Here is a 23,576-nt window from a genome sequence, read left to right on the forward strand (position 1 = left end):
GCTTTCCGTTTGCAATAGAGCTTACTTATACTCTTTTTAATATCACGGTAATTTATGCATCATTTTTGAGATAACTTCCTCAAGCTTCATCCCTCGAGATGCTTTCACTAAAACCACATCTTCTCTTGTTGTAATCGCTGTTAATTTTTTAACAAGCTCATCTTTCTCCTCAAAGTGCATTACCTTATCTTCTGCAAAATTATTTTTTGCTCCTTGCTCAATTTCAACAGATAAAGGACCGTACGTTAGAACATAATCAATTTTTTCTGCTTGAATAAACTCTCCCACTTCTTTGTGGAACTCTTTTTCCTGATCGCCTAATTCAAGCATATCCCCGAGAACAAGAATTTTTTGCTTATAGCCTTCTAAATCATGCATCAACGTGATAGCAGCTTTAACGGACGTTGGACTTGCGTTATATGCGTCATTAATGAAGGTCAGGCCATCTGTTCGTTTTACAAGCTCCATACGCATATTTGTTAGCTTTAATTCTTTTAATCCCTTAGCGATTGTTTCATTGTCTAGTCCAAAATAATGACCTACCGCAATAGCAGAAAGCGCATTGTGAACATTATGTTTACCTAATACCGGGATAAAGAATGAATATGTTGTTTCACGTGAAACAGTGAATGTTGTTCCTAACTCTTCAGCTGAAATAGCACTTGGATACAGGTCGTTTTGTTTTGAGCTGCCAAATGTCACCGTTTCAAATGCTGGATTAACTACGCGCGACGTTAAAAGCGGCTCATCACCATTGTAGACAAGCTGACCCGTTGGCGCTAAGCCACTTGTAATTTCTAATTTTGCCTCCGCAATTCCATCACGGCTTCCTAAGTCTTGAAGGTGCGATTCTCCGATATTTGTAATAATGGCCACATCAGGCTCCGCTAAATTAGAAAGAAACTCAATTTCCCCCCGACTGCTCATGCCCATTTCTAAAACTGCAATATCATGAGTTTCATCTAAACGCAAAATAGTAAGCGGCATGCCAATATGATTATTAAAGTTTCCATCTGTTTTCAGAACACGGTAAGTTGTATCAAGCACAGCTTTTACCATGTCTTTTGCCGTTGTCTTTCCGTTACTTCCTGTAATGCCTACTACTTTAATATCTAACTCGTGACGATAGGATTTCGCTAATTGCTGAAGAGCTTCTAGCGTATCATCGACTAAAATAACACTAATGTCTGTCGGTGGGTTTTCTTCATCTTTGTTCCACAGAGTAGCGACCGCTCCGTTTTCAATTGCTTTATCGACAAATGTATGCCCGTTAAAACGTTCCCCTTTAATTGGGATATATAAATTGCCGTGCTGAATGGTTCTCGTATCAATTGAGACTCCCTCAATTAAAGCTGCTTCGTCCCCGCTATGAAATACACTTCCTGGAATCATTGCAGCTAGCTGTTTAAGCGTACGTTTAATCATTGTTGGTTTGCTCCTCTCGATATAAAGTAAACTATGGATCCTATTTAATTGAAACTAAACACAGAAACACTATTCATGATGAATAGTGTTGTGTGAGTTACATCGTGTGTTTAATTTGCTGCTTTTCGGTATGACGTTCAATTGCTAGTGATACAAGTTTTTCAATTAAATCTGGATATTCAACGCCTGCGTGTTTCCACAATAACGGGAACATACTGAAAGGTGTAAAACCAGGCATCGTATTCACTTCGTTAATAATGAATTTACCTTCTGATGTTAAGAAGAAATCTGCACGTACAAGACCAGATCCATCAATTGCTTTAAATGCTTTGATTGCTAGTGCTGACATTTCGTGATGCTGTTCTTCTGTAATTTCAGCTGGAATAATAAGACCTGTATCGCCGTCTTCATATTTTGCTTTGTAATCGTAAAACGCTTTTTTAGGTAAGATTTCTCCAACTACTGAACAAGCTGCTTCATCATTCCCTAGCACACCAATTTCAACTTCACGACCAACTGCTGCTGCTTCTACAATGATTTTTCGATCGAATAGGAAGGCTTCAACAAATGCCGCTTCTAACTCTTCACGGTTATCACATTTGCTAATCCCAACACTTGAACCTAAGTTTGCTGGTTTAACAAAGCAAGGGTATCCAAGTGTTTCTACTTTTTCATAAGCAGCCGTTCGATCTGCTTCCCACTCGCGGCGGATAAATGATACGTACTCTACTTGAGGCAGACCTGCCTGTGCAAACAGCTGCTTCATTACAACTTTATCCATACCAGCTGCTGAAGCTAATACACCATTTCCAACATAAGGAATATTCAATAATTCTAATAATCCTTGTACCGTACCATCTTCTCCATTTGGACCATGAAGAAGTGGGAAAATAACATCTAGCTGATCCTCTGTTTTTGAATCTGTTAATGCAAACATTTCTGTATTCAATGAAACTGGTGAAATAGCTGTTCCGTTATCTTGAATTTCTAATTGAGCAACTGTTTCAAGCGGACCAGTCAGCTGTGTGCCGCGAATCCATTTTCCTGTTTCTGTAATGTAAATTGGATGCACTTCATATTTATCGTGATTAATTGCTTTTGAAACTGCTAGAGCTGTTTGTAAAGATACTTTATGTTCAGCGGATTTTCCTCCGTATAAAAGTCCAAGCTTAATTTTCACTGATGTTCCTCCTAACACATATTCATCTTTTCTATTTTATCATGCACGTTTAGATAGTAAACAGAAATATTAACTATTATTACGTATGTCAAAATAGCTAGGCTTGTGAAAGAAATTCCATCGCCTACCTTTATTATTTAAAATTACTTTTTTCTTTAGCTCATTTGTTTTTCCAAAAAACTTCTTGATTTTAAATCTTTTTTAAAAGTTTACTTGTAAAGTTTACTTATGCTAAAGATAACCATCAACAATTGAAATTATAGTTCTGGTACAAATCAGGAGGTTCAACAAACATGAGTAAAATGGGAAAGAAGATGATTGCTGCATGCAGCGTAGCCATTGGAAGTATTTATGCAACGGGTTATATAAACACTCTATCTGACGCGCAAGCTGTTCAAGTCACGCCGGCTCATCATCAGAAAAAAACGACAGATCAGACAGACAATCAAACGATTGTCAATGACAGCTGGGGAGAAGATATAGCTTCGTCTAATAAAAACCAGTCATCAGCAAGTACCGAAACTTCTGCTCCTAAAACAAAATACAAAGATGGTACGTATTCTGGCCAAGGAAGCAATCGTATCGGAACTGTCTACGTATCTGTGAACATTAAAAACGACCGAATTGATACAGTTGAAATTACAGAAGCGGATACTCATTATTCTCAAAGTTACATTGAGGACCTTCCGTCTCAAGTCGTACAAAGACAAAGTTCAGATGTCGACGTCGTGAGCGGAGCAACGCTTAGCACAGAAGATTTTCAAAATGCCGTGGATGACGCACTTCAGCAAGCAATGAATGCATAAAGGAGAAACGAATGATGTCCACAAAAACGTATAGCCGCTCTGTCTTATGTATGGGAACAACCGTGTCCATTCAAGTAATTGCTCCCCAATCAGAGAAAGCAAATGTCCTTCACCATATCTCAAAGGCATTTACTATTTTTAAGACCGTTGAAACGACCTGCAGTCGATTTGATGCCAAAAGCGAAGTTATGAAGCTAATTAGACATATCAAAGAACCTGTTGCCGTTAGCCCTCTATTATTTGAAGCCCTTCATTTCGCTGTCTTAGTAGCAGATGAAACGCATGGAATCTTTGACCCAACGGTAGGAAAGCAATTAGAAAACCGCGGTTTTAACGAACATTACTTATATGGAAAGCCCGTACAGGTGAACGAAGCAGTCGATTCTGGAAGTTATAAAGACATCGTATTGGATACACATAAAAAAACGGTTTGTTTACAAAAACCGATGATTATAGATCTTGGAGCGGTCGCCAAAGGATTGGCCATTGATTTGGCTGCTCGCTCCCTTCCTTATCAGCATTTTATGATTAATGCCGGAGGAGACATCCTAGTTAAAGGACGCAATCAACACGGAGAGTTGTGGAAAGTCGGGATTCAGCACCCTGGGATTCAAACGCAGTCATTACTGACTTTGCGTGTAACAGATACGGCTGTCTGCACATCAGGAAACTACGCTAGAAAAAATAAGACGCAACCATCCATGCATCATTTGGTTAATCCCTTATCTCCATCCATTCGAAGCAGTCTAATGAGTTGTACAGCTATTGCTCCTTCTGCCATGCTGGCCGATGCATTATCTACATCAGCTTTTATTTTAGGAGCGGAAAAAGGAGTAAATTTATTGAATGATGCCGACATACGCGGCGTACTCTTCGATTCTAGTTTCACTCCTTTTTTTACATCAGATATGGAGGAATTAATGAGTTATGACCACACGTTCTGAACGAAGAAGCGGTGTTAAATATATTAGTACACCAAAAGGTTATATTATTGTAGATGAAAACAAACCAAAAGAAATAAGTCGGTGGGCGCAGCTAGTTAAAACACCTAAAAGATACGTGATGGCTATGCTGCTGCTTTTAGCCTTATTAGGTGCATTCAACTCTTCTGCCTTTCAAGGATTAGGTCACCTACTACTTGCCGTGTGCTCGGCGGCCGCCTTAGATTTAGGATTTTCTTTTGCTTATAAAAAGAAAATTCAGCTTCCTGACGGCGGGATTATTACTGGATTAATTATTGCCTTAGTGCTTAGCACATCTACACCGGCTTGGGTCACATTTTGCACTGTAGCTGTTGCGATTTTATCGAAACACTTAGTAAAAGTAAAAAAGAAGCCTATTTTTAACCCTGCCGCTTTTGGTCTTCTCTTTTCGCTTATTGTCTTTTCAAGCGGCCAAAGCTGGTGGGGGAGCTTATCTTTACTACCCGTCTGGCTCATTGTATTCGTGTTTGTGACAGGGTACCTTGTGACAAGCAAAGTAAATAAATTCCCTCAAGTATTTGCGTTTTTAGGCGTGTATTTTGCTGTTTTTACGATTATGGCATTAATAGGAGTAGGTGATGTAGCGGATGCTTTACGAGCTCCTTTTGTCAATTCTGCTTTATTTTTAGCCTTCTTTATGGTGACGGATCCCCCAACTTCTCCTGCGAAGTATAAAGACCAAATTAAATTTGGGCTGCTTGCGGGGGCAATTAGCGCCGTAGATTACTTAGTTTTTGGAGGCCTTGCCTATTTATTAATTGGCCTGTTAATTGCTAATGCATGGAATGCATGGAAGACTGCAAACAAAAAAGCAACAAAAAAAGCTGCCTAATGACAGGCAGCTTTTTTCATAGCGGAATTTTCACATGAAATTCCGTACCCACGTTTTTTTGACTAAAAACCTTAATTTCTCCGTCATGGGCTTGTACAATCCATTTGGCAATCGCGAGACCTAAACCTGACCCTCCTTCGGCACGGGCTCGGCTCTTATCACTTCGATAAAAACGATCAAACACATACGGAAGGTCTTTCGCTTCAATCCCAATGCCTGTGTCTTTGATAATTAGCGTCATAGAGTGGTGATGTTTCTTTAGACTAATATGAATGCTTTCTCCAGGTGGGGTGTACTTAAAAGCATTGTCTAATAAAATCATACATAGCTGATGAAGCCGTTCTGGATCTCCTCCGCACATTAACGATTCAATTTCCCTTGTGAAGTGCAGCTCTTTTAGTTCAAATATAGGCTCAAACTGATTAGCTACTTTATCAACCAGCTCACCCATATTAAAGACCGTTTTGTTTAGCAGCTGTGCACTTGAATCAGATCTCGCCAGTGTTAGTAAGTTGCCCACCAGCTTCGTCATCCGCTTCACTTCGTTTAAGCTTTGATAAATATTTTCGCTTTCTTGCTCAATCGTATGATTTGGTCGTCTAAACAATAGCTCGAGATGCGTTTGCATCACGGAAAGAGGTGTCCTTAACTCATGGGAAGCATCTGCAATAAATTCGACTTGTTTGTTCCAAGACTTTTGGATAGGTATAAGCGCTCGATTGGCTAAAAACAAGCCAGCTACAAGCGAAAGAAGCAGTCCAATAAAAGCTGAAATGATAAGAAGAAAAGCAAGGTGTTCTAAGGTTTGAGTTTCTGGATCTACGTTTAAGACAAGTTGAATTGTTGAAACGTCTTGATCTTTTATATATCCTTCATTTTTCACATTCATCACTCGATAAGCATGACCGTTTACCTCTTGCGACGTTTGAATTTTTCCTTCTGAGAGCGCAGGCTTAAAGTCGTCAATATCGTTTGTATATAATCCTTTTTTAGGTGTGATTTTGATTAGTTTTTTATCACTGCTCCAAAGTAAAAACGCAACGCGCCGTTCTGTTTCTCTCTCATTGTTTTCCTGAATTTCATGTAAATTTCTTTTTTTAATCTGCTCGCTCATCTCACTTAGCCGATTGTCCGGATTTAAAAAAATAAGATGCTGCATGTAAAAATACAAAACTATACTAAAAATGCTCAAAATAACCATCAGCACCATTGTGTTAAATAACACAAGCCTGATTCTCGTCTTTTTAAACATGTTCTTCCCCTTTTAACATAAAGCCTACGCCTCTGACTGTACGTACATAATTGTCACAATTAAAAGGCTGAAGCTTCTTTCTTAAATGGTGAACATAAACGTCTACTACACCCACTCCTACATCGGATGTAAAACCCCATACCCGATTAAAAATTTGATCTCGAATAAGGATTTGTTCTTTATTTCGAATAAAATATTCTAAAAGCTGAAATTCTTTAATCGTTAACGTTAGGGCACTCCCATTTATCATAACTTCATGATTGGCTTCTCGTATAGAAATTGGACCATATGAAATCATGCCTTCTTCTGCCTGCAAGTCTCTGAGCATTACCCTTAATCTCGCAAAAAGTTCAGCCATGGCAAAAGGCTTAACTAAATAATCATCGGCTCCATAATCGAGTCCTTTCACTCGATCTTCTACACTATCTTTTGCAGTGAGAAAAATAACTTTCGTCAGCACCTTTTGTTTCCTTAGCTTTTTTAGTATGTCAAGCCCTGTCATACCAGGCAGCATAATATCTAAAATCAAGGCATCATAAATATTCTGCTCTGCTAAAAACAAACCTTCATCTCCTTCAGACGCACGGTCAACTTCATATCCTTCTTCTTTTAAGCCTTCTACGATACCGTGTAATAATGAAGCATCATCTTCTACCACAAGTACACGCATATCAAATTCCCCCTTTTGTGATTACCTAAGTAAGCATTATCTTAGCATGTCACTTTTAAAAATATTTTAAAACTAGCGTGTTATAATCTCTTATACTTTATAAAAAAAGTTATGCCTGCAAGCAGACATAACTTTTAATTAAACGCTATTTATGATCAGGACGTCGGTAAATGAACACCGCCTCTTTTGGCAGTTTACCAAACAAAAAGCTAGCAAACGATAAAAGACGATGACATCCCCAAATGATTAGGTAACAGCCCGCTAATGTTAAAATATAGCGTGCCAAGATTTCAAAGTGAAACATGTAGTTGCCTTGTATTGGTACTGCTTTTGCCACAAAGTTTAAAACCATTGGATGAATCAAGTAAAATCCAAACGAGTACATGGCAATATTTTTAACAACCGTCACGGACTTCACAGAAAGCTTTTCAGCTAATATCTCTGCAATTCGGAAGAAGAAATAACTTCCCACGACCAAATAAATTGTATTAACAGCCTCATACGTAAAGCCTGAAATTTGAATTGTCTTCATTGTGTATAAGTGATAATTTAACAGTGAAATAGCTATTCCCGATCCGAGCGTCACCAGAAATAATACAATATTTGAACGACTATACTTTTTATCCACTTGTTCGCGATAATAAACACCAATCCAACCGCCGAGTAAAAACGTAGCCATCGTATTTAAAAATAAATTAAATGAAGTGATATGATACGTATTGTTAAGCATTAAATAACCAAGCTGAATGATAATACCAAACAGCCACATGTATTTTTTAAAAATGGTTACTTTTTGTGCTAGCCATACAAAAATTGGCAGAACGAGATACACTTGTACAATTAAAAAGATAAAATGAAGCTGATAGTAAGACTCTCCGCGTAAAATACGCTTCACAATATCAGCTGCATTTAATTCTGTTGCTCCCACATAGTACGAATAAAATTCATAAATAAGTGCCCAAATAACGTAGGGAACTAAAATATATGTCACTCTTCGAGCATAATACGTTTTCCATAAAGTCTTTGTTAACGGCTTGTTAATATAACTATAAAAGAAAACTAAACCTGTGATCACAATGAAGATCCCTGCTTCAATTCGAACAATTCGGTTAAGGAAATGATATTTCTGATAAGCTTCGCTTGCAAATGGCAGTACCGTTGCATAAGCTGCTGTTACATGTACGAGCACAACCATCATCATAGCGAATAATCGTAAAAAATAAATGGATTGAATATGCTGCTTTTGTTTTTGCTTCACTTTTTCTCTCCTATATAATGTGAAATATAAATTCTAGATGAATAATAGAACATTCAATTTTTTCTTATCTTTCCCGTTTTACAAATAAAAAAGCTAATAACATAAAATAAATGTTATTAGCTTTACTCGTTTGTATTTTATCTTTCCTCTTGCTATCACGCAACTGAATTTACAAAAACAATAAAGAACTCGAGTACAAAGACCTAATTAAGTTCCTTTTATTTACGGTGCATTTTAAATTCTAAAAATAATTCATTATAATAAGCAAGCATTCGTTTGCCTAAGTTATTATATACTTCAAGCTTATTGGTTAGTTCTTCATCCGGATAAAAACGTTCATCTTCCGCTACTTCTTTCGGCAAATAATCTAACGCTTTTTTATTAGGCGTAGAATACCCCACATATTCTGCATTTTGAGCAGCGTGTTTAGGATCTAGCATAAAATTCATGAATTTATGTGCACCTTCTACATTTTCAGCCGTTTTTGGAATAACCATGTTATCGAACCATAAATTCGAACCTTCTTCTGGAACAACGTAATTCAGCTTATCGTTTTCACTCATAATTTCAGAAGCATCACCTGACCAAACAACGCCAACTGCCGCTTCTTCATTTGCTAGGAGCATCTTAATCTCGTCTCCTACAATGGCTTTGACATTTGGTGTTAATGTATCAAGCTTTCTTTTTGCTTCTTGAAGATGAGCTTTATTCGTATCATTTAATGAATAATTTAAGCTGTTTAACCCCATTCCCATCACTTCTCTGGCGCCATCTGCAAGTAAAATTTGATTTTTCAGCTTAGGGTCCCATAAATCATTCCAACTCTTTATCTTCTTACCATGAATCATATCAGAGTTATAAACAATACCTACAGTTCCCCAAAAATAAGGAATAGAGTACTTATTGCCAGGATCAAAAGATAGGTCTAAAAAACGCGGATTAATGTATTTTAAATTAGGGAGCTTCGAATGGTCGATTGGCAACAGTAAATTTTCTTCACGCATCTTGCTAATCGCGTATTCAGAAGGAACAGCAATATCAAATGTCGTACCGCCTTGTTCAATCTTGGTCATCATCGCTTCATTTGAATCAAAGGTCTGATAAATGACTTTAATTCCGGTTTCTTTTTCAAACTGATTCACTAAATCAGGATCAATATAATCTCCCCAATTATAGACGGTCAGCGTATCTCCTCCAGAGTATCCTTCGGCATTGTTCAAATGATGAACGACATACATGAGAACGAAAGAAAGGATGACGATAAAGATAAACGGCTTTGCTAATTGCTTCATTTTCCAGTCGCCACCCCTTTCACTTTATTGCTGTATCGCTGACTGATAAAGTAATAACCAATTACAATCAGCACGGTAAACATGAAAATAAGAGTAGAAAGAGCATTGATTTTCAGCGATACCCCTCTTCTTGCTAACGAATAAATTTCTACTGAAAGCGTGGAAAAGCCGTTCCCAGTCACAAAGAACGTAACCGCAAAGTCATCCAAAGAGTAAGTTAAAGCCATAAAAAAGCCTGCAAAGATACCCGGACGAATAAATGGCAATACCACTTTCGAAAGTACTTCAAAGCGGCTTGCGCCCAAATCACGGGCTGCATCGAGCAGTGTCGGGCTCATTTCCTGCAGCTTAGGCAGAACCATGATGACCACAATCGGTACACTGAACGCAATATGCGCTAATAATACGGATATAAATCCGAGCTTTACACCGATAATGGTAAATAGAATTAAAAAAGATGCGCCAATAATAACATCTGGACTCACAATTAACACATTATTAAATGTTAACAGCGTATTTTGAACACGTCTGCGCTTCACGTATACGATAGCAAGTGCCCCTATCATGCCAATAATCGTTGAAATAACCGAAGACAATAGAGCAATAATAAGGGTATTTAAGACAATAATAAGCAAACGTGTGTCTTGAAACACTTCTTTGTACCAATCTAACGTAAACCCTTCAAATTCACGCATGTTTCCTCCGCTGTTAAAAGAGTAATACATTAAATAGAAAATGGGCGCGTATAAAATGAAAAATACAAAAAATAAATAAAGGTGGCTGAACTTCCACTTTCTCTTCATTTTACACACCTCTCTTTCCAGTGCCTGTTATGAGCATCATAACGGCCATCGCAATAATTAAAAAGACGGCAATTGTGGCTCCCATGCCCCAATCCTGCGTCACTAAAAAATGTTGTTCAATCGCCGTTCCCAGTGTAATAACGCGGTTTCCAGCAATTAAACGCGTAATCATAAAGAGTGATAGTGCTGGAATAAAAACAGCCTGACAACCTGATTTAACCCCTTCTAGCGTTAGCGGAAATACCACGCGCTTAAATGTCACCCATGAAGATGCCCCCAAATCTCGAGAAGCGTAGATAAGCGAGGGATTAAGTTCTTCTAAAGAGTTAAAGATCGGCAAAATCATAAAGGGGATAAAAATATACACTGATACAAATACAAAACTAAAGTCAGTAAATAAAATTTGATGAGTGCCAAGTCCCAGAAATTCAGTAAATTTATTAACCGTACCGTACGTGCCAAATATACCTAAAAAAGCATAGGCTTTTAATAATAGGTTAATCCACGTCGGTAAAATAATCAGTAGAAGCCAAAGCTGCTTATGCTTAAGCTTCGTTAGTAAATAAGCTGTGGGATAAGAAAAAACCAAGGAAAATAACGTAATTAAAAAGGCATACCAAAATGAGCTCAGCGTCATCTGTAAATAAACAGGGGTGAAAAATTTCTTATAGTTTTCAAGCGTCAGCTCATTATCAATGCTGAAAAAAGAATAATAGACAACTAATACAATGGGAGCAACTACAAAAAGCAAAATCCATAACACATACGGGACTAAATAAATATTTCTTGATTTAGTTTGCATGGTAATCCTCTTCATAACCTTCGAGTCGCTTATCGAATTCTTCTTCCGTTTCATTAAATCGCATAACGTGAATAGCTTCAGGCTCAAAATATAAACCAATTTCTTCGCCAACCGTTGCCTTTTTCGTAGAGTGAACGAGCCACTCATTCCCTGCATGGTCATAGCCTAAAATTTCGTAATGGACTCCTCTAAACAGCTGTGAATCTACACGAACCTGCAGCTTCCCTTGATTGGAGCTTGTAATGGCTAAATCTTCAGGTCGAATCACAATTTCAACCTGCTCATTTTGGTTTAACCCCTGATCGACACATTCAAATTGCTGGCCGCCAAACTCCACTAAGAAGTCAGCAATCATTTTACCTGGCACAATATTTGATTCACCAATAAAATCAGCAACAAAACGATTAATTGGCTCATCATAAATATCTGTAGGTTCCCCGCTCTGCTGAATTCTTCCTTTATTTAAAACAAAGATTTCATCGGACATCGCAAGCGCTTCTTCTTGATCGTGCGTAACAAAAATGAATGTAATACCTAGACGGCGCTGTAATTCTCTTAACTCGTATTGCATTTCCGTACGCAATTTTAGATCAAGAGCTGAAAGCGGCTCGTCCAGCAAAATGACTTCAGGCTGATTTACAATTGCTCGTGCAATAGCTACGCGCTGTCTTTGACCACCTGACATTTCCTTTATTTCTCTTTTTTCATATCCTTCTAAGTTAACAAAGCGAAGGGCTTCTTTAACTTTTATCGCAATATCAGCATTTTTCATCTTCTTGATTCGAAGACCGAATGCTACGTTTTCAAATACATTCAAATGTGGAAAAAGCGCGTAGTCTTGAAAAACCGTATTAACTTGACGTTTGTTAGCCGGGACATCATTAATTCTTTTCCCATTAAAATAAATCGTTCCGCTTGAGGCTTCCGTAAAGCCTGCAATTAATCGTAAAATCGTTGTCTTTCCACATCCCGATGGACCTAAAAGGGTATAAAACTTTCCTTTTTCAATTTCAAAGCTTACATGATCCAATACAACTGAATTATTATCATATTGCTTGGTCACATTTTCAAATTGAATAATTGTATTCGTAGATGTCATTTCACTTCACCTCTTTTGTTCTATAAATAAGACTCTGTCGCCACGATAATTAACTCTGTTATTCCGTCATGAGCATTTAAAATCTGATGTTCTTCAGAAGCTTGAAAATAGATGGTTTCTCCTTGTTTGGCTTCATATATTCTGCCTCCAAGCTTCACCTTCACACACCCGCGCAAAATATAGCCAAACGTTTCTGAAAGAGAAGGCTCAAATCTCTTAAATGCACCTTTTTCATGAAGAATAAGACGAATCGGCTCCATTTCTTTTTCATTTGATTCATGTACAAGCCACTGAATATGGTAACCTTTTTCGTCTTCGCAATAACTCGTGTAGTCTTCCTCCTTGTATACAACCTTTTGAACATGCGTATCAATTTCGAAGAATTCTTTCGGTTCGCACCCCAGCACTTCCAAAATACTAAAAAATGTTTCTAAAGACGGCGAACTTAAATCGCGCTCTAGCTGCGAAATATAGCCTTTGCTTAAATCAGTACGTTCTCCTAGCTCTTCTTGTGTTAAACCTTTTTTTAATCGTAAATTTTTAATTTTTTTTCCTATTTCCATACTCTCGATCCTCAACTGTATTTAAAATTAGCAAACAGCATGAATGATTGTTCATGCTGTTTCAAACTCAGGTTTTGTTTTACTTAACTTAAAGTTTACTTTTAACCTTAAAATATTATACATGAATTATTTTTTAGTACAACCTTAAACACTTAAAAAATAAAAACTCCTTTTATTTAAAAGGAGTTTTTATTTTTACTTATACAACTTATGCATTTCGTACTGTTTCCCGGATAATGTATCAAACTCAACTTCATGGTAATCTTGAAGGTCTTTTGCAGCTTTTTTAGAGAGCGCTGCCTGATCATCCACTAGCTTTCCTTTTGAATCCATATACATATTTGAACGAAAAGCCGGCACTTCTGTTTTCATTTGATTCAACTGATTGTAGAACAGATTACTTTTGTAACCAAGAGATTGAACAAGCGTCGGAGCAATATAAATAGGACTCATCGTACCAAGATTTTTATCTATTTTTGTATCGTAATTAGATAAAAATAAGAGCGGCGTCTCATAAAATTTTTGAGATGTTTGCTGCGTTTTCTCGTTTCCAAAACCCGTTTCTTTGTAAGCTTGAAGATTTTGTCCAAGTGCTGGCAAATGATCTCCCCAAAATACTACAATAGTCGGCTCATCCAGCTTTTGAATTTCATCGTTCAATCGTTTTAAAGCAGCATCTGAACGTTTGATTCCTTCAGCATAAATTTCAATTTCCTTTTGCATTTCCGGTGATAACCCTTTACTGGTTACTTTAATTGTTTCCTGACCATTATACTTATCCGCTGAGTAAGGAAGGTGATTTGCAATCGTTACAGCATGCACAAATGCAGGCTTTTTCGACTGACGAAGCGTATCGAGTACTTCATCAACTACCGCTTCATCGGAAACAAATTCTTTGTTATCTTTTTGCGTATGCTTCATTTGATCAATAAACTTCACTTGATCAAATCCTAGATTTGGATACACATTTTGCCTCATATAAAGCATGCCGCTGTTTGGATGCATAGCAGTTGTAGCATAGCCTTGTTTTTCTAGATAAGAAACAAAAGACGGGTATTCTTTTTTACTCAATACATGCTGATAAGGAAGGCCTCCAGGATTAAAGAAGGACAAAGAGTAGCTCGTCAGCGCTTCAAACTCCACATTAGCTGTCTCTCCGCCAAATGAAGGACTTAAAGACCATCCGGAAGGATATTTCTTTTGAAGTTCTCTTGTATTTTTCATTGGATCTTCAGAGAACGTCACGTTAAGCTTTGTTGGGTCCCAAAACGTTTCATTCATTACAAACACAACGTTTGGCTTGACTTCAGTCTTGCTTTCTTGTGTTTTCTCTTCTTTTGACTGAATGCGTTTTGCCACTTTGGCCATTACTTCCTGTGAGTAGTCATCCGGCTCTTGCAGCACATCTGTTTTAACATTTGAAATCATGCCAATAACAGGTCCGTTATAGTAATAATTATTTTGCTGATTCCAAGGCATCAGCGCAGCATATTGATCATAATATTTTTGAGCAAACGAGTGTTCAAAGAATAAAAATGATTTCATTAAAAAGATAAGCGGCAGAATCATAATAATTCGAAGAAACCATCGAATTTTAATTTTCGGCAAGAAAAACCAAAGAGCGATTAGTACGACAATAGATCCAATAACTCCTATTACAATGGGAATTGAAATCGAATCTTTAATCATCGGAATAACCTCTTTTAACTGACTTGCCTGAATAAAATCGTTCGGGAACAATGGTTCATTTCGAAAGATTTTTTTATAATAGTTTACAAGAGCTAAAATAAAATACAGAACAAAGGTAATTCCAGCCCCTAAATAAGCTTCCCCTACTAGCATAATGATCGCTAGTGTTAACAACGAAAGTAAAAATACCGTAAAAAGATAGCGTTCAGGGTATGCTTGCATCCACTCTATTGTTTTGCCTGGATTATGTATATCAATATGATAGATAACAAAAACCATAGCAGAAACGGCTGCTACAGCAATTGAAAACACAATTGCCGTAAAAATGGCATACCACTGCGAATCTTGTATTCTCTCTATCTGATTAAATCGAAGCAGCAAATAGAAAGTGAGCGCCCATAAAACAAGGGAGCATCCTCCTATTAATACGACGAACCCAGCTGTATGGATTTGGGCCCAGTCAAACAACATTTTTGTCTCATTTGACACATTAAATATAACAGCACTGTATAAAAAAACGCTAAGCAGACCATACGCTGCCAGCATTGGCAAAGAACGATACAAATGTTTAAACATAACCTTAAGCCTCCTATTTACAATATCTTAACACTTTTAATATGATTTTAACATTCCTATCTCTCTCGCCTTTACGCCTAATTTTCCCATAATCATACCACTAACATTTCCCGAGAAATTTGACATAAAAAAAGCCCGCTTTTCTTATGAAAAGACGGGCCTCTTCGCCGTTTTATACGTATGTAAAAATTGCTGTTATGAACGCTCTTTCACTGCTTCTGCTTTTAGCAGATCACGAATTTCTGTTAAAATCTCTTCTTCTTTTGACAGAACAGCCACTTCTTCCTCTACTTTCTCTTCTTCTTTTCTCTTAAAACGATTAAAGAAACGAATAAATAAGAAAATTGAAAATGCCACAATTAAGAAATCAACAATTGTTTGAATAAAAGATCCGTATAATACTGTAGCATCTCCAACCGTGAAGGATAAATCTTTAAAGTCTATACCTGCTAACAACAAACCGATCAGCGGCATAATAATATCATTTACAAGAGACGTGACAATTTTTCCAAATGCAGCTCCAATAATAACACCGACTGCTAAATCTAATACATTTCCTCGCAAAGCAAACTCTTTAAATTCTTTAAGCATCTGTTTGTTACACCTCCTGCCCTTTATTTCAAACTTTCATGATAATACATCCTAAATTAAACAGACAAGGTGCATTTTCATTTTTCTCTTTTTCATGAGATATGTACCAGACCTTTAGTTGTATTTCTGCCCAGATTTTTACTTTATATTCGCGTGTAAATAAAATGCACTTTCAGTTTTCATTCAGGAAAGGTTCATATTCAGTCCATTTTTCTTTTATACACTAATAGCATGTAATTCATCAAATATGTAAACGAACAATAGAGGAGATGGCTAGAACGTGAGAAAAATTCTACTGCGAGCAGCGGCTTTGTATCTCGCGGCTATTATCAGTATTTCTTATACAGCAGGCACGACGGAGGCAAGTGAAAACACAGCAAGTAAAGATTTAATTATTATTAATAAAAAAACAAATCAGCTTGCTTATTTTCATAATGGAAAGTTAGAAAAGACGTATTCAGTAGCTACGGGAAAAACGTGGAGCGATACGCCGGTAGGCTTTTTTAAGGTTGTTAATAAAATTAAAAATCGTCCTTACTATACAGGGCACATTGCAGGAGGCGCTCCTAATAACCCTCTTGGCTCCCGCTGGCTAGGGCTTAATGCAAACGGAACAACCGGCGACACATACGCTATTCATGGGAATAACTCAGAAGATAGCATCGGCAAATATGTAAGCCACGGCTGCGTACGAATGCATAATGCGGATGTCGAAGAATTATTCAGTAAAGTGGCAGTAGGAACATCTGTAACTATTACGTATTCATCAAAAACCTTTGAAGAACTGGCAAAAGTATACGGCTACGGACAGCTATGAAAAAATAAAAGCTTATCCAAGAAATCTGGATAAGCTTTTATTCTTCTCTATTCCCATACATGAGCTCCGTACTGTGTGAATATAGCTCAATAATATTCCCAAACGGATCTTCACAATAAACCAAGTAATAAGGTTTTCCTGGTCTTGTATTCCATACTTGGCTTCGCTTTTTACCACCTGATTGTTCGATTTTATCCGCTAACTTTTCCACGTCATCGGCTATTAAACACATGTGAAAATAACTTTGATACCGCTCATCGCTGTCTTTTAATACAAGAGGCATTTGCGGCTTATTAAATTCAAATAGTTCAATGCCTACCTGGTTGTCAGCTGTCATGTGAGCATTTTTCATTTTTTTGATATGAGACCCCAGTAAATCTTGAGTCATATTTTCAGCTTTTTCTTCCTCCGCATTAAACGTATAGGGACCAGCAATTCTCTTGAATCCTAAAACTTGCTCATACCACTGCACGGCTTTTTCTACATCAGGTACAGCTAATCCAACGTGCGTAATAGCTACCATTTTATCATCCTCCTATACACAAACATTCCCTTTCTACAAAAAGAAAAACAGCCCATTTAAAATGGACTGTTTACACGCACTAAATTCATTCACGATTTTAAAGCATTATATTGAGCAATGATTTCTTTTGTTAAATTATTACTTGCCTCTAACCCACTAATCTCTTTTAATACATACTCAATACCATACTCATGAATATTCGCTTGAAGCTTCATAGCCTCTTTATCTTCTTGCGGGTCAAATAAAAGCGCAGCGGCAATAGCCTTTGCTAAATGGGTATAAGAAAGGCCCGCTTTTTTTGCTTCTAACGCTGGACGAATCAAACGATCCTGAGGTCCAAGCTTGCGAATTGGCGCTCTTCCTACCCTTTTAACTGAATCATTTAAATGAGGATTTTTAAAGCGTTCAATAATTTTAGTAATATAGGCTTCATGTTCCTCTTTATCTAAGTCATATCTTTTAATTAGATAGTTTCCTGTTTCTCGTAGCGTTTGCTGTACTTGTTCGTAAATATCTGAATCTCTTAACGTTTGATCAATCGTTTCTTTTCCTTTTAAATAACCAAAATATGCAATCACCGCATGCCCTGTATTTACTGTAAATAACTTTCTTTCAATAAAAGGAGCAAGGTCAGGCACAATCGTCATTCCTTCTACAAAAGGAATATCTTCAGGTGCCTCTACTACCCATTCATAATAGGATTCTACTAAAACATCAAGCGAACCTTGGTTGTGTTGAATAGGTACGATACGATCTACAGCTGAATTGAAGAAAAAGACCTTATTTACCATATGAGCTTTTGTCTCTTCATCCAGCGCATCAAAAATATAGCCTTTTAATAAATCTGTCGCAGAGATTTGATTTTCACACGCAATAATATATACATTTTCGTCGCTTGCTTTTACACGTTCAGCCAAACCTTTAGCAATTAAAGGAGCAATGCGAGGCAGAACGTTCGGTCCAATGGCCGTCGTAATGTATGTTGCTTCTTTAATCGCTTTAATGACTGCTTGTTCTTGTGTCAGATTATTTAAACCAGATACGTTTTGAACAGCTAATGTCTTGGGGTGCTCTGCGGCTGTTATTACGTTATACCCTTCATCTGTGTTTAACTGATTAATAACCTTTTCAGCAATATCTACGAATGTGACGTGATAGTGGCTTTGAGAAAACAATGCTCCAATGAATCCTCGCCCGATATTGCCTGCTCCAAAATGAACTGCTTGTTTCACAAAAATCATTCCTTTATCAAATTATTTCGAAGGTACTCATGAAACGTATCCTCTAGCTTTTTGCGAATTATCTCTTCATTCGAGGACGAAAAAATCATCATTGCTTCATGGTCTTCAATTAAACTCGTGCTAATTAAACTTAAAATTTCTTGTTGTGCTTCACTTAACTCTTCAGGTGCGAGCATTAATAAAAGGTTACGCGCCTGCATGTTTGTTCCGTCCATGCCTTTAACTGTGCAAGGCTGTTCTAAATGTGAAACTTGAAATATCAGCTCGTTCACGTGATGTTCACGGCAATGGAACAGTGCCATACTCGTTTGCGGAATGCCTAAACCGCCTTTGTTTTCTCGTTCCTTAAGCTGATGAATAACGCAGTTAGCATTGGTTATTAAACGCTCTTTTTCAGCGGCGTGTACTACGTGCGAAATCACTTGATCTTGACTCACTGCATCCGAAAATCGATACATTCTAAGGTTTTGAAGAATTGATTCGATACTTCCATGCACATCTTTAATTTGCTTCATCGTTTCCTCAAAAGACGGTTTTTCTTTAGAAACAGTCTTATTTTTATATTGGAACGAGCGATAGTCCTTATCCTTGGTTAACTTTTGAATGTTTTTCTGTAAAAAATTCTGGACGGATTGAATATCCTCTTCGGTTAAAAGTGGATTGACTAAAATGTAATCGACATTTAAAAAAGGCAGTCTTACGGTTGAAATCACTACGTCATACCCTTCAAGCGCGGCTTCTTTGATTTCTTTTACCGATTTAATGACAACTGAATTAATCTCCGGAATCTCTTTACGAATACGGCTAGCTAACATTTTCGAGGTGCCAATTCCAGTTGGACAGACAATCAGTGCCTGAATTTCCATGACTTCTTCTTTTAGCACTAGCGTTGAACCAAAATGCAAAACAAGATATGCTACTTCATCATCTGGAAAAACTAAATCCGGCAGCTCTTGATCGATACTGTTTCTCACAGCCATAAATAAAACAGGGTACTTTTTCTTAATCTCTTCTGTTAACGGATTAAAAAGCTCCATTTTCTGTTTGAGACGAAAGATGGCTGGTTCCATATGAGCAAGCAGCCCTTGGTAAAGGGAAAAATCACCGGTTAAGTCGGTGTTAAGCTGAACAGAAACATGAGCAATCATATTCTTAATAACTTGTCCAACCACTACACTGTCGTAATATACGTCTCTTGTAGTTTGGAACTTCGCTGCACGCAGCCGTACTGCTAAGAAATGAATATCTTTTTCTGTAAAAGAAAGAGAAAATACCCGTTCCATTTCGCGGCAAATATCCTTCATTAAGAACATTTCACTCGTCAGCTCTTCCGTTTGGCCGCCGTCCTCTTCTAGATACATTTGCTTTTTCGTTCGCTGTATCATAATGCAAATATGAACAATGAGCCCTATATAATCGCTGTCAGCCAGCTTAGAATGATGCTGATTAATCGCTTGATGTACAATTCGGTCTACTTCTGCTAAATAATTCGGATAAAAATAGTGCAAAATCGTTTCATCCGTATGCTGCTGATTTTCTGCTAAAAACAAGCACTCAATTAACTCTTCATTAAAGTGAACAAGAAAATAATTGGCTAATGCGTTTCGTTTATTGGTTTCAGTAGCTTGAACCTCTACTCCCACCCCTCTTTTTCGATGAAGGAAAACGTCAAATGTGTTTAACCACTCCGTGAGTTCATCTAAATAAGCAGTTAGTGTAGTGATACTTACTCCTAAGTCTTTAGCCAGCGTTTGCAATTTAAAGGAATCTCCTTCTTCTAGAAGAAGAATTAAAAGAATTAATTTTCTTTCCTGTGGAGACTGATCCGTCGTTTTAATCTTCATCAGCTCTTGGATAAGACGAAAAATTTGTTCATTTTTACCTTCAATCATGAGTCCTTCATCTTGTGTACGAATCAGCTTCAAATTAAATTTTTTAAGTATTGATTCAATTGCCTTCAAATCTCGGTGAACGGTTCTTACACTTACGTTTAAAAAAGTAGCAAGTGTAAGGGCTGTATGCTTCCCTGCCGTTTTAATAATTAACTCAATGATTGATTTTTCTCTTGAAGTAATAAACAAGAACATCAACTCTTTTCTTATTTATAAACAAAAGATAAAAAGGCATCTTCATGCCTTTCTATCCGTTAGTTACTTTGAATAATAGCCATTAATTCTTTAGCTGATTTGGCATGAACCATCTTTTCAATATTGTCCATATCCGAACACGTAATCGCGATACCAGATAAAATTTCTAAATGGGTCCCGTCTTTTCCAGCAATCCCAAAAATCAAACGAACTTTCTCACCATCAAAATCAACGCCTTCTGGCACTTGGATCACTGTAAAACCCGATCTTAAAACGTTCTTTTTTGCTTCTTCCGTACCGTGCGGAATTGCCACGTCATTTCCCATATAAGTGGAAGTCATATTGTCGCGCTCAATCATCGCTTCAACGTAGTTTTCTTCTACATATCCGCCTTTTACTAACACGCTTCCTGCAAATCGAATTGCTTCTTCCTTAGAAGAAAAGTGCTGATTCAAGAAAACGTTTTCTTCTTTTAGTAAACCATCATTACTATCTGTATTATTTTCTGCAGCTACTTTCTTTTCTTCTTCCGCGTTAGAAGTAGTATGATCATTTTTTAGTTGATCAATTAGTTTGTCATATTCCGGACTAGATAGAAAATTATCAACCGAGATATGATACGCATCTGGAACTTTGTTTTGAGCTCTTGGCGTTAGCTCTTCCTGTGTAATAACGATTTGAGCATCATGTGGAATATTACTGATTGCTGTATTTGTCACCGAAATATTTAAATCTGCTTGTTTAACTTTCTTGCGAAGAAGAGAGGCACCCATTGCACTCGATCCCATACCTGCGTCACAGGCAAAAACAATTTTTTGAACGCTTGCTGGTACTTCTCCTTGCTGTTTTGTAAAGCTTCCTGCTACAGAGCTCTTCTTGCCCTTCATCTCTTGCATTTTGCGAGCTGCTTCGTCTAAATCTTCTGTTTGCTTGCCTGTTTTTAAAATTAATGAACCTACAATAAACGATACGATGGCTGCAACGAGAACACCTGAGATATTTGCAACATAGCTTCCTGCATTACCTGGTGTAGCAGCTAAAATGGCCAAAATACTTCCTGGTGAAGCAACCGCCTGTAAGCCTCCGCCTAAAAGAACAAATGTAAATACGCCGCTCATTCCTCCTAAAATAGCCGCAATGATTAGAAGCGGACGCATTAAAACGTAAGGGAAGTAAATTTCGTGAATTCCACCAATAAAATGAATGATGGCTGCTCCCGGCGCCGACTGTTTTGCTGTTCCTTTTCCAAAGAAGCAATACGCTAACAGAATTCCTAACCCTGGACCAGGATTTGTTTCTAATAACAATAGAATGGACTGTCCATTTGTTCGAATTTGTTCTGCTCCAATCGGAGATAAGATGCCGTGATTAATAGCATTGTTTAAGAATAAAATTTTAGCGGGCTCAATTAGAATACTTGTAAGAGGAAGAAGGCCATGCGCGACCATCCAATCTACACCCACTACAAGCGCACCTGTAAATCCGTCCACCGCTGGACTAACTCCTAAAAAGGCTAGAATTGCTAGAATTCCTCCAAGAATACCTGCTGAGAAATTATTAATTAACATCTCGAATCCTGTTTTGACTTTACCTTCAATAAACTGATCAAACTTCTTGATGATATAACCGCCAAGCGGCCCCATAATCATAGCGCCAAGAAACATTGGAATATCAGATCCAACAATGACGCCCATGGTTGCGATAGCACCTACAACGCCTCCGCGCTGATCGTGTACAAGCTTTCCTCCTGTATAGCCGATTAGCAGCGGCAGCAAATATTTGACCATTGGATCCACTAGTTTGGCAAGGCTTTCATTTGGGAAAAAGCCTGTTGGAATAAATAAAGCAGTAATAAGTCCCCATGCAATAAATGCTCCGATATTTGGCATAACCATTGAACTTAGAAAGTTCCCAAACTTTTGTACAGCTACTTTTATATTAGATTGAGCCATTTGCTCTCTTCCTTTCTCTACGTGATGATAATTTAATCGTAAGAGATTAAACGCTTTCATTCAATGAATAGGAAAACTAACTTTGTCGTACCACAGACAGACAAAGCTTTTAATTACATAAAAAAGCAGCTGAATTGTAAAAATTCAGCTGCTTTTTAATTTAATATTTATCTAATTCACTTACAGGAGATTGAATAATAACTGGCTTTTTCTCTGGATTTAACCATTTTAATATAGAGACAACTTGTTCCTTAGAAGTAGCTGTACATCCTGCTGTGTAATTTGTTCCTACGTGGAAGAAGATTGCACTTCCCTTTCCTGGCGTTCTAGATTCATTATAATTAATGACAAACCCATAATCGTAAGCGGGAATGTCCATATTCTCAGCACTCGCCCAGCGGCCATCAGCCGGCTTTTGCTGCCACGTATTATATAGAGAGCTTTTTGAATCGTCTACCCAAACATCATTTGATGTAATCTTTCGATATGGAAGCTTAGTTCCAGGATTTTCATAGCGTCCGAATGCTGTGCCAATTGTATATTTCCCTGTCGGAGACTCCATATCTCCTTCTTTTTTCGATAAAGAGAATCCTTTTTGTCCAAGTACACCGTTCGCGGTTAAAACTTGCTTCCAGTTTCCATCAACTTTTTCGAACGTTTGAATTTTGGCAGACTTCGTATCGTAGTTATCTGCTGTAACCAAGATAACTTGCTGAGCGTTACCTAACGTTTTAAAAGAATCGACTACGAGCTTTGGAGATGCTGTAGCTGAAACCTGTACATAGTCACTGCTTACATAGCCTGTGCGGCCGTTGTAGTTAATTTTGTACCAATCCCCGCTTTTGCTCACCACAGACAGCTTCTGGCCTTTTGTCACACTTCCTATCGATGCATAGCTAGTGCCCGCTCCGCTTCTTACATTCAGCGTGCTTGCCGTTACTGTGTACGTTGTGCTTTCTGCTGGTGGCGTTGTTGGGGCCGTTGTTGTTCCTGATGACTGTACATAATCGCTGCTTACGTAGCCTGTGCGGCCGTTATAGTTAATTTTGTACCAGCTTCCGCTTTTGCTCACCACAGACAGCTTCTGGCCTTTTGTCACACTTCCTATCGATGCATAGCTAGTGCCCGCTCCGCT

21 protein-coding genes are annotated in these 23,576 nt (G+C 37.7%); 4 read left to right on the forward strand and 17 right to left on the reverse strand.

The annotated features are described in order from the left end of the window. Window positions 1-42: 42 nt before the first annotated feature. Window positions 43-1,425, reverse strand: coding sequence for a UDP-N-acetylmuramoyl-tripeptide--D-alanyl-D-alanine ligase (locus SB717_RS30175; protein ID WP_074683553.1), 1,383 nt, complete (start codon window positions 1,423-1,425; stop codon window positions 43-45). A gap of 97 nt (window positions 1,426-1,522) precedes the next feature. Further along, window positions 1,523-2,605, reverse strand: a complete 1,083-nt coding sequence (locus SB717_RS30180) for a D-alanine--D-alanine ligase (protein WP_074683552.1) — start codon at window positions 2,603-2,605, stop codon at window positions 1,523-1,525. A 293-nt stretch (window positions 2,606-2,898) separates the two neighbouring features. On the opposite strand from SB717_RS30180, the gene SB717_RS30185 reads away from it, so the two are divergent. From SB717_RS30185 to SB717_RS30195, 3 genes are read left to right on the forward strand one after another with little or no spacing between them, the layout of a single operon-like run. Beyond that, a complete protein-coding gene (locus SB717_RS30185; protein WP_074683551.1) occupies window positions 2,899-3,411 on the forward strand; it encodes an FMN-binding protein in 513 nt (170 codons plus the stop codon). Window positions 3,412-3,422: 11 nt separating this feature from the next. Continuing rightward, complete coding sequence (locus tag SB717_RS30190) at window positions 3,423-4,355, forward strand: FAD:protein FMN transferase (RefSeq protein WP_098621649.1); 933 nt, start codon at window positions 3,423-3,425, stop codon at window positions 4,353-4,355. Next, on the forward strand, window positions 4,339-5,226 hold the full coding sequence (locus SB717_RS30195; protein WP_410906259.1) for an RnfABCDGE type electron transport complex subunit D: 888 nt from the start codon (window positions 4,339-4,341) through the stop codon (window positions 5,224-5,226). Before SB717_RS30190 ends, SB717_RS30195 begins: the two co-directional genes overlap by 17 nt. Before the next feature lie 16 nt (window positions 5,227-5,242). Here the strand turns inward: SB717_RS30195 and SB717_RS30200 are convergent, their stop codons facing one another. The 10 genes from SB717_RS30200 to mscL form a co-directional block, all read right to left on the reverse strand. After that, on the reverse strand, window positions 5,243-6,478 hold the full coding sequence (locus tag SB717_RS30200; protein WP_074683548.1) for a sensor histidine kinase: 1,236 nt from the start codon (window positions 6,476-6,478) through the stop codon (window positions 5,243-5,245). Continuing rightward, entirely contained in the window at window positions 6,471-7,148 is a 678-nt protein-coding gene (locus tag SB717_RS30205; protein ID WP_258357034.1) for a response regulator transcription factor, read from the reverse strand. Before SB717_RS30205 ends, SB717_RS30200 begins: the two co-directional genes overlap by 8 nt. Window positions 7,149-7,293: 145 nt before the next feature. Further along, the gene (locus tag SB717_RS30210) at window positions 7,294-8,406 is read right to left on the reverse strand and encodes an acyltransferase (protein ID WP_410906262.1); all 1,113 of its coding nucleotides are present in this window, start codon (window positions 8,404-8,406) and stop codon (window positions 7,294-7,296) included. 218 nt (window positions 8,407-8,624) lie between these two features. Continuing rightward, window positions 8,625-9,698 carry an ABC transporter substrate-binding protein gene (locus SB717_RS30215; RefSeq protein WP_074683545.1) on the reverse strand — a complete coding sequence of 358 codons (1,074 nt, stop codon included), beginning with the start codon at window positions 9,696-9,698 and terminating at the stop codon, window positions 8,625-8,627. Beyond that, a complete protein-coding gene (locus SB717_RS30220) occupies window positions 9,695-10,501 on the reverse strand; it encodes an ABC transporter permease (RefSeq protein ID WP_074683544.1) in 807 nt (268 codons plus the stop codon). The genes SB717_RS30215 and SB717_RS30220 overlap by 4 nt, the downstream gene beginning before the upstream one ends. A 1-nt stretch (window position 10,502) precedes the next feature. Next, window positions 10,503-11,303 (reverse strand): ABC transporter permease, encoded by an 801-nt coding sequence (locus tag SB717_RS30225; RefSeq protein WP_013054987.1) that lies wholly within the window; start codon window positions 11,301-11,303, stop codon window positions 10,503-10,505. Then, entirely contained in the window at window positions 11,293-12,402 is a 1,110-nt protein-coding gene (locus SB717_RS30230; RefSeq protein ID WP_410906265.1) for an ABC transporter ATP-binding protein, read from the reverse strand. The genes SB717_RS30225 and SB717_RS30230 overlap by 11 nt, the downstream gene beginning before the upstream one ends. Before the next feature lie 20 nt (window positions 12,403-12,422). After that, complete coding sequence (locus SB717_RS30235) at window positions 12,423-12,965, reverse strand: helix-turn-helix domain-containing protein (protein ID WP_028411896.1); 543 nt, start codon at window positions 12,963-12,965, stop codon at window positions 12,423-12,425. Window positions 12,966-13,160: 195 nt separating this feature from the next. After that, the gene (locus tag SB717_RS30240; protein WP_410906267.1) at window positions 13,161-15,230 is read right to left on the reverse strand and encodes an LTA synthase family protein; all 2,070 of its coding nucleotides are present in this window, start codon (window positions 15,228-15,230) and stop codon (window positions 13,161-13,163) included. A 195-nt stretch (window positions 15,231-15,425) separates the two neighbouring features. Next, window positions 15,426-15,821, reverse strand: coding sequence for a large conductance mechanosensitive channel protein MscL (mscL, locus tag SB717_RS30245; protein ID WP_028411898.1), 396 nt, complete (start codon window positions 15,819-15,821; stop codon window positions 15,426-15,428). 280 nt (window positions 15,822-16,101) lie between these two features. On the opposite strand from mscL, the gene SB717_RS30250 reads away from it, so the two are divergent. Continuing rightward, entirely contained in the window at window positions 16,102-16,638 is a 537-nt protein-coding gene (locus tag SB717_RS30250; protein ID WP_410906269.1) for a L,D-transpeptidase, read from the forward strand. A gap of 37 nt (window positions 16,639-16,675) precedes the next feature. Here the strand turns inward: SB717_RS30250 and SB717_RS30255 are convergent, their stop codons facing one another. From SB717_RS30255 to SB717_RS30275, 5 genes are all read right to left on the reverse strand, one after another. Beyond that, window positions 16,676-17,161 carry a VOC family protein gene (locus SB717_RS30255; RefSeq protein ID WP_410906271.1) on the reverse strand — a complete coding sequence of 162 codons (486 nt, stop codon included), beginning with the start codon at window positions 17,159-17,161 and terminating at the stop codon, window positions 16,676-16,678. Window positions 17,162-17,250: 89 nt separating this feature from the next. Beyond that, complete coding sequence (locus SB717_RS30260; protein WP_074683539.1) at window positions 17,251-18,393, reverse strand: mannitol-1-phosphate 5-dehydrogenase; 1,143 nt, start codon at window positions 18,391-18,393, stop codon at window positions 17,251-17,253. Window positions 18,394-18,398: 5 nt separating this feature from the next. Further along, window positions 18,399-20,489: a BglG family transcription antiterminator gene (locus SB717_RS30265; protein WP_410906273.1), complete on the reverse strand. Its 2,091-nt coding sequence runs from the start codon at window positions 20,487-20,489 to the stop codon at window positions 18,399-18,401. Window positions 20,490-20,548: 59 nt separating this feature from the next. Then, window positions 20,549-22,441, reverse strand: coding sequence for a PTS mannitol transporter subunit IICBA (locus SB717_RS30270; protein ID WP_074683537.1), 1,893 nt, complete (start codon window positions 22,439-22,441; stop codon window positions 20,549-20,551). A gap of 160 nt (window positions 22,442-22,601) precedes the next feature. Beyond that, window positions 22,602-23,576: SH3 domain-containing protein (locus SB717_RS30275; RefSeq protein WP_410906275.1), on the reverse strand; the 975-nt coding region annotated here is incomplete at its 5' end.

It is taken from the genome of Priestia sp. SIMBA_032 (assembly GCF_046535215.1).
In the GTDB taxonomy this organism is placed as follows: Bacteria; Bacillota; Bacilli; order Bacillales; family Bacillaceae_H; genus Priestia; species Priestia aryabhattai.

Excerpts from the sequence above, each read along its gene's own strand:
- SB717_RS30175 (WP_074683553.1), bottom strand. The coding sequence starts at position 1,425 with ATGATTAAACGTACGCTTAAACAGCTAGCTGCAATGATTCCAGGAAGT.
- SB717_RS30185 (WP_074683551.1), top strand. The coding sequence starts at position 2,899 with ATGAGTAAAATGGGAAAGAAGATGATTGCTGCATGCAGCGTAGCCATT.
- SB717_RS30190 (WP_098621649.1), top strand. The coding sequence starts at position 3,423 with ATGATGTCCACAAAAACGTATAGCCGCTCTGTCTTATGTATGGGAACA.
- SB717_RS30195 (WP_410906259.1), top strand. The coding sequence starts at position 4,339 with ATGACCACACGTTCTGAACGAAGAAGCGGTGTTAAATATATTAGTACA.
- SB717_RS30200 (WP_074683548.1), bottom strand. The coding sequence starts at position 6,478 with ATGTTTAAAAAGACGAGAATCAGGCTTGTGTTATTTAACACAATGGTG.
- SB717_RS30205 (WP_258357034.1), bottom strand. The coding sequence starts at position 7,148 with ATGCGTGTACTTGTGGTAGAAGATGATGCTTCATTATTACACGGTATC.
- SB717_RS30215 (WP_074683545.1), bottom strand. The coding sequence starts at position 9,698 with ATGAAGCAATTAGCAAAGCCGTTTATCTTTATCGTCATCCTTTCTTTC.
- SB717_RS30220 (WP_074683544.1), bottom strand. The coding sequence starts at position 10,501 with ATGAAGAGAAAGTGGAAGTTCAGCCACCTTTATTTATTTTTTGTATTT.
- SB717_RS30225 (WP_013054987.1), bottom strand. The coding sequence starts at position 11,303 with ATGCAAACTAAATCAAGAAATATTTATTTAGTCCCGTATGTGTTATGG.
- SB717_RS30230 (WP_410906265.1), bottom strand. The coding sequence starts at position 12,402 with ATGACATCTACGAATACAATTATTCAATTTGAAAATGTGACCAAGCAA.
- SB717_RS30235 (WP_028411896.1), bottom strand. The coding sequence starts at position 12,965 with ATGGAAATAGGAAAAAAAATTAAAAATTTACGATTAAAAAAAGGTTTA.
- SB717_RS30240 (WP_410906267.1), bottom strand. The coding sequence starts at position 15,230 with ATGTTTAAACATTTGTATCGTTCTTTGCCAATGCTGGCAGCGTATGGT.
- mscL (WP_028411898.1), bottom strand. The coding sequence starts at position 15,821 with ATGCTTAAAGAATTTAAAGAGTTTGCTTTGCGAGGAAATGTATTAGAT.
- SB717_RS30255 (WP_410906271.1), bottom strand. The coding sequence starts at position 17,161 with ATGGTAGCTATTACGCACGTTGGATTAGCTGTACCTGATGTAGAAAAA.
- SB717_RS30265 (WP_410906273.1), bottom strand. The coding sequence starts at position 20,489 with ATGTTCTTGTTTATTACTTCAAGAGAAAAATCAATCATTGAGTTAATT.
- SB717_RS30270 (WP_074683537.1), bottom strand. The coding sequence starts at position 22,441 with ATGGCTCAATCTAATATAAAAGTAGCTGTACAAAAGTTTGGGAACTTT.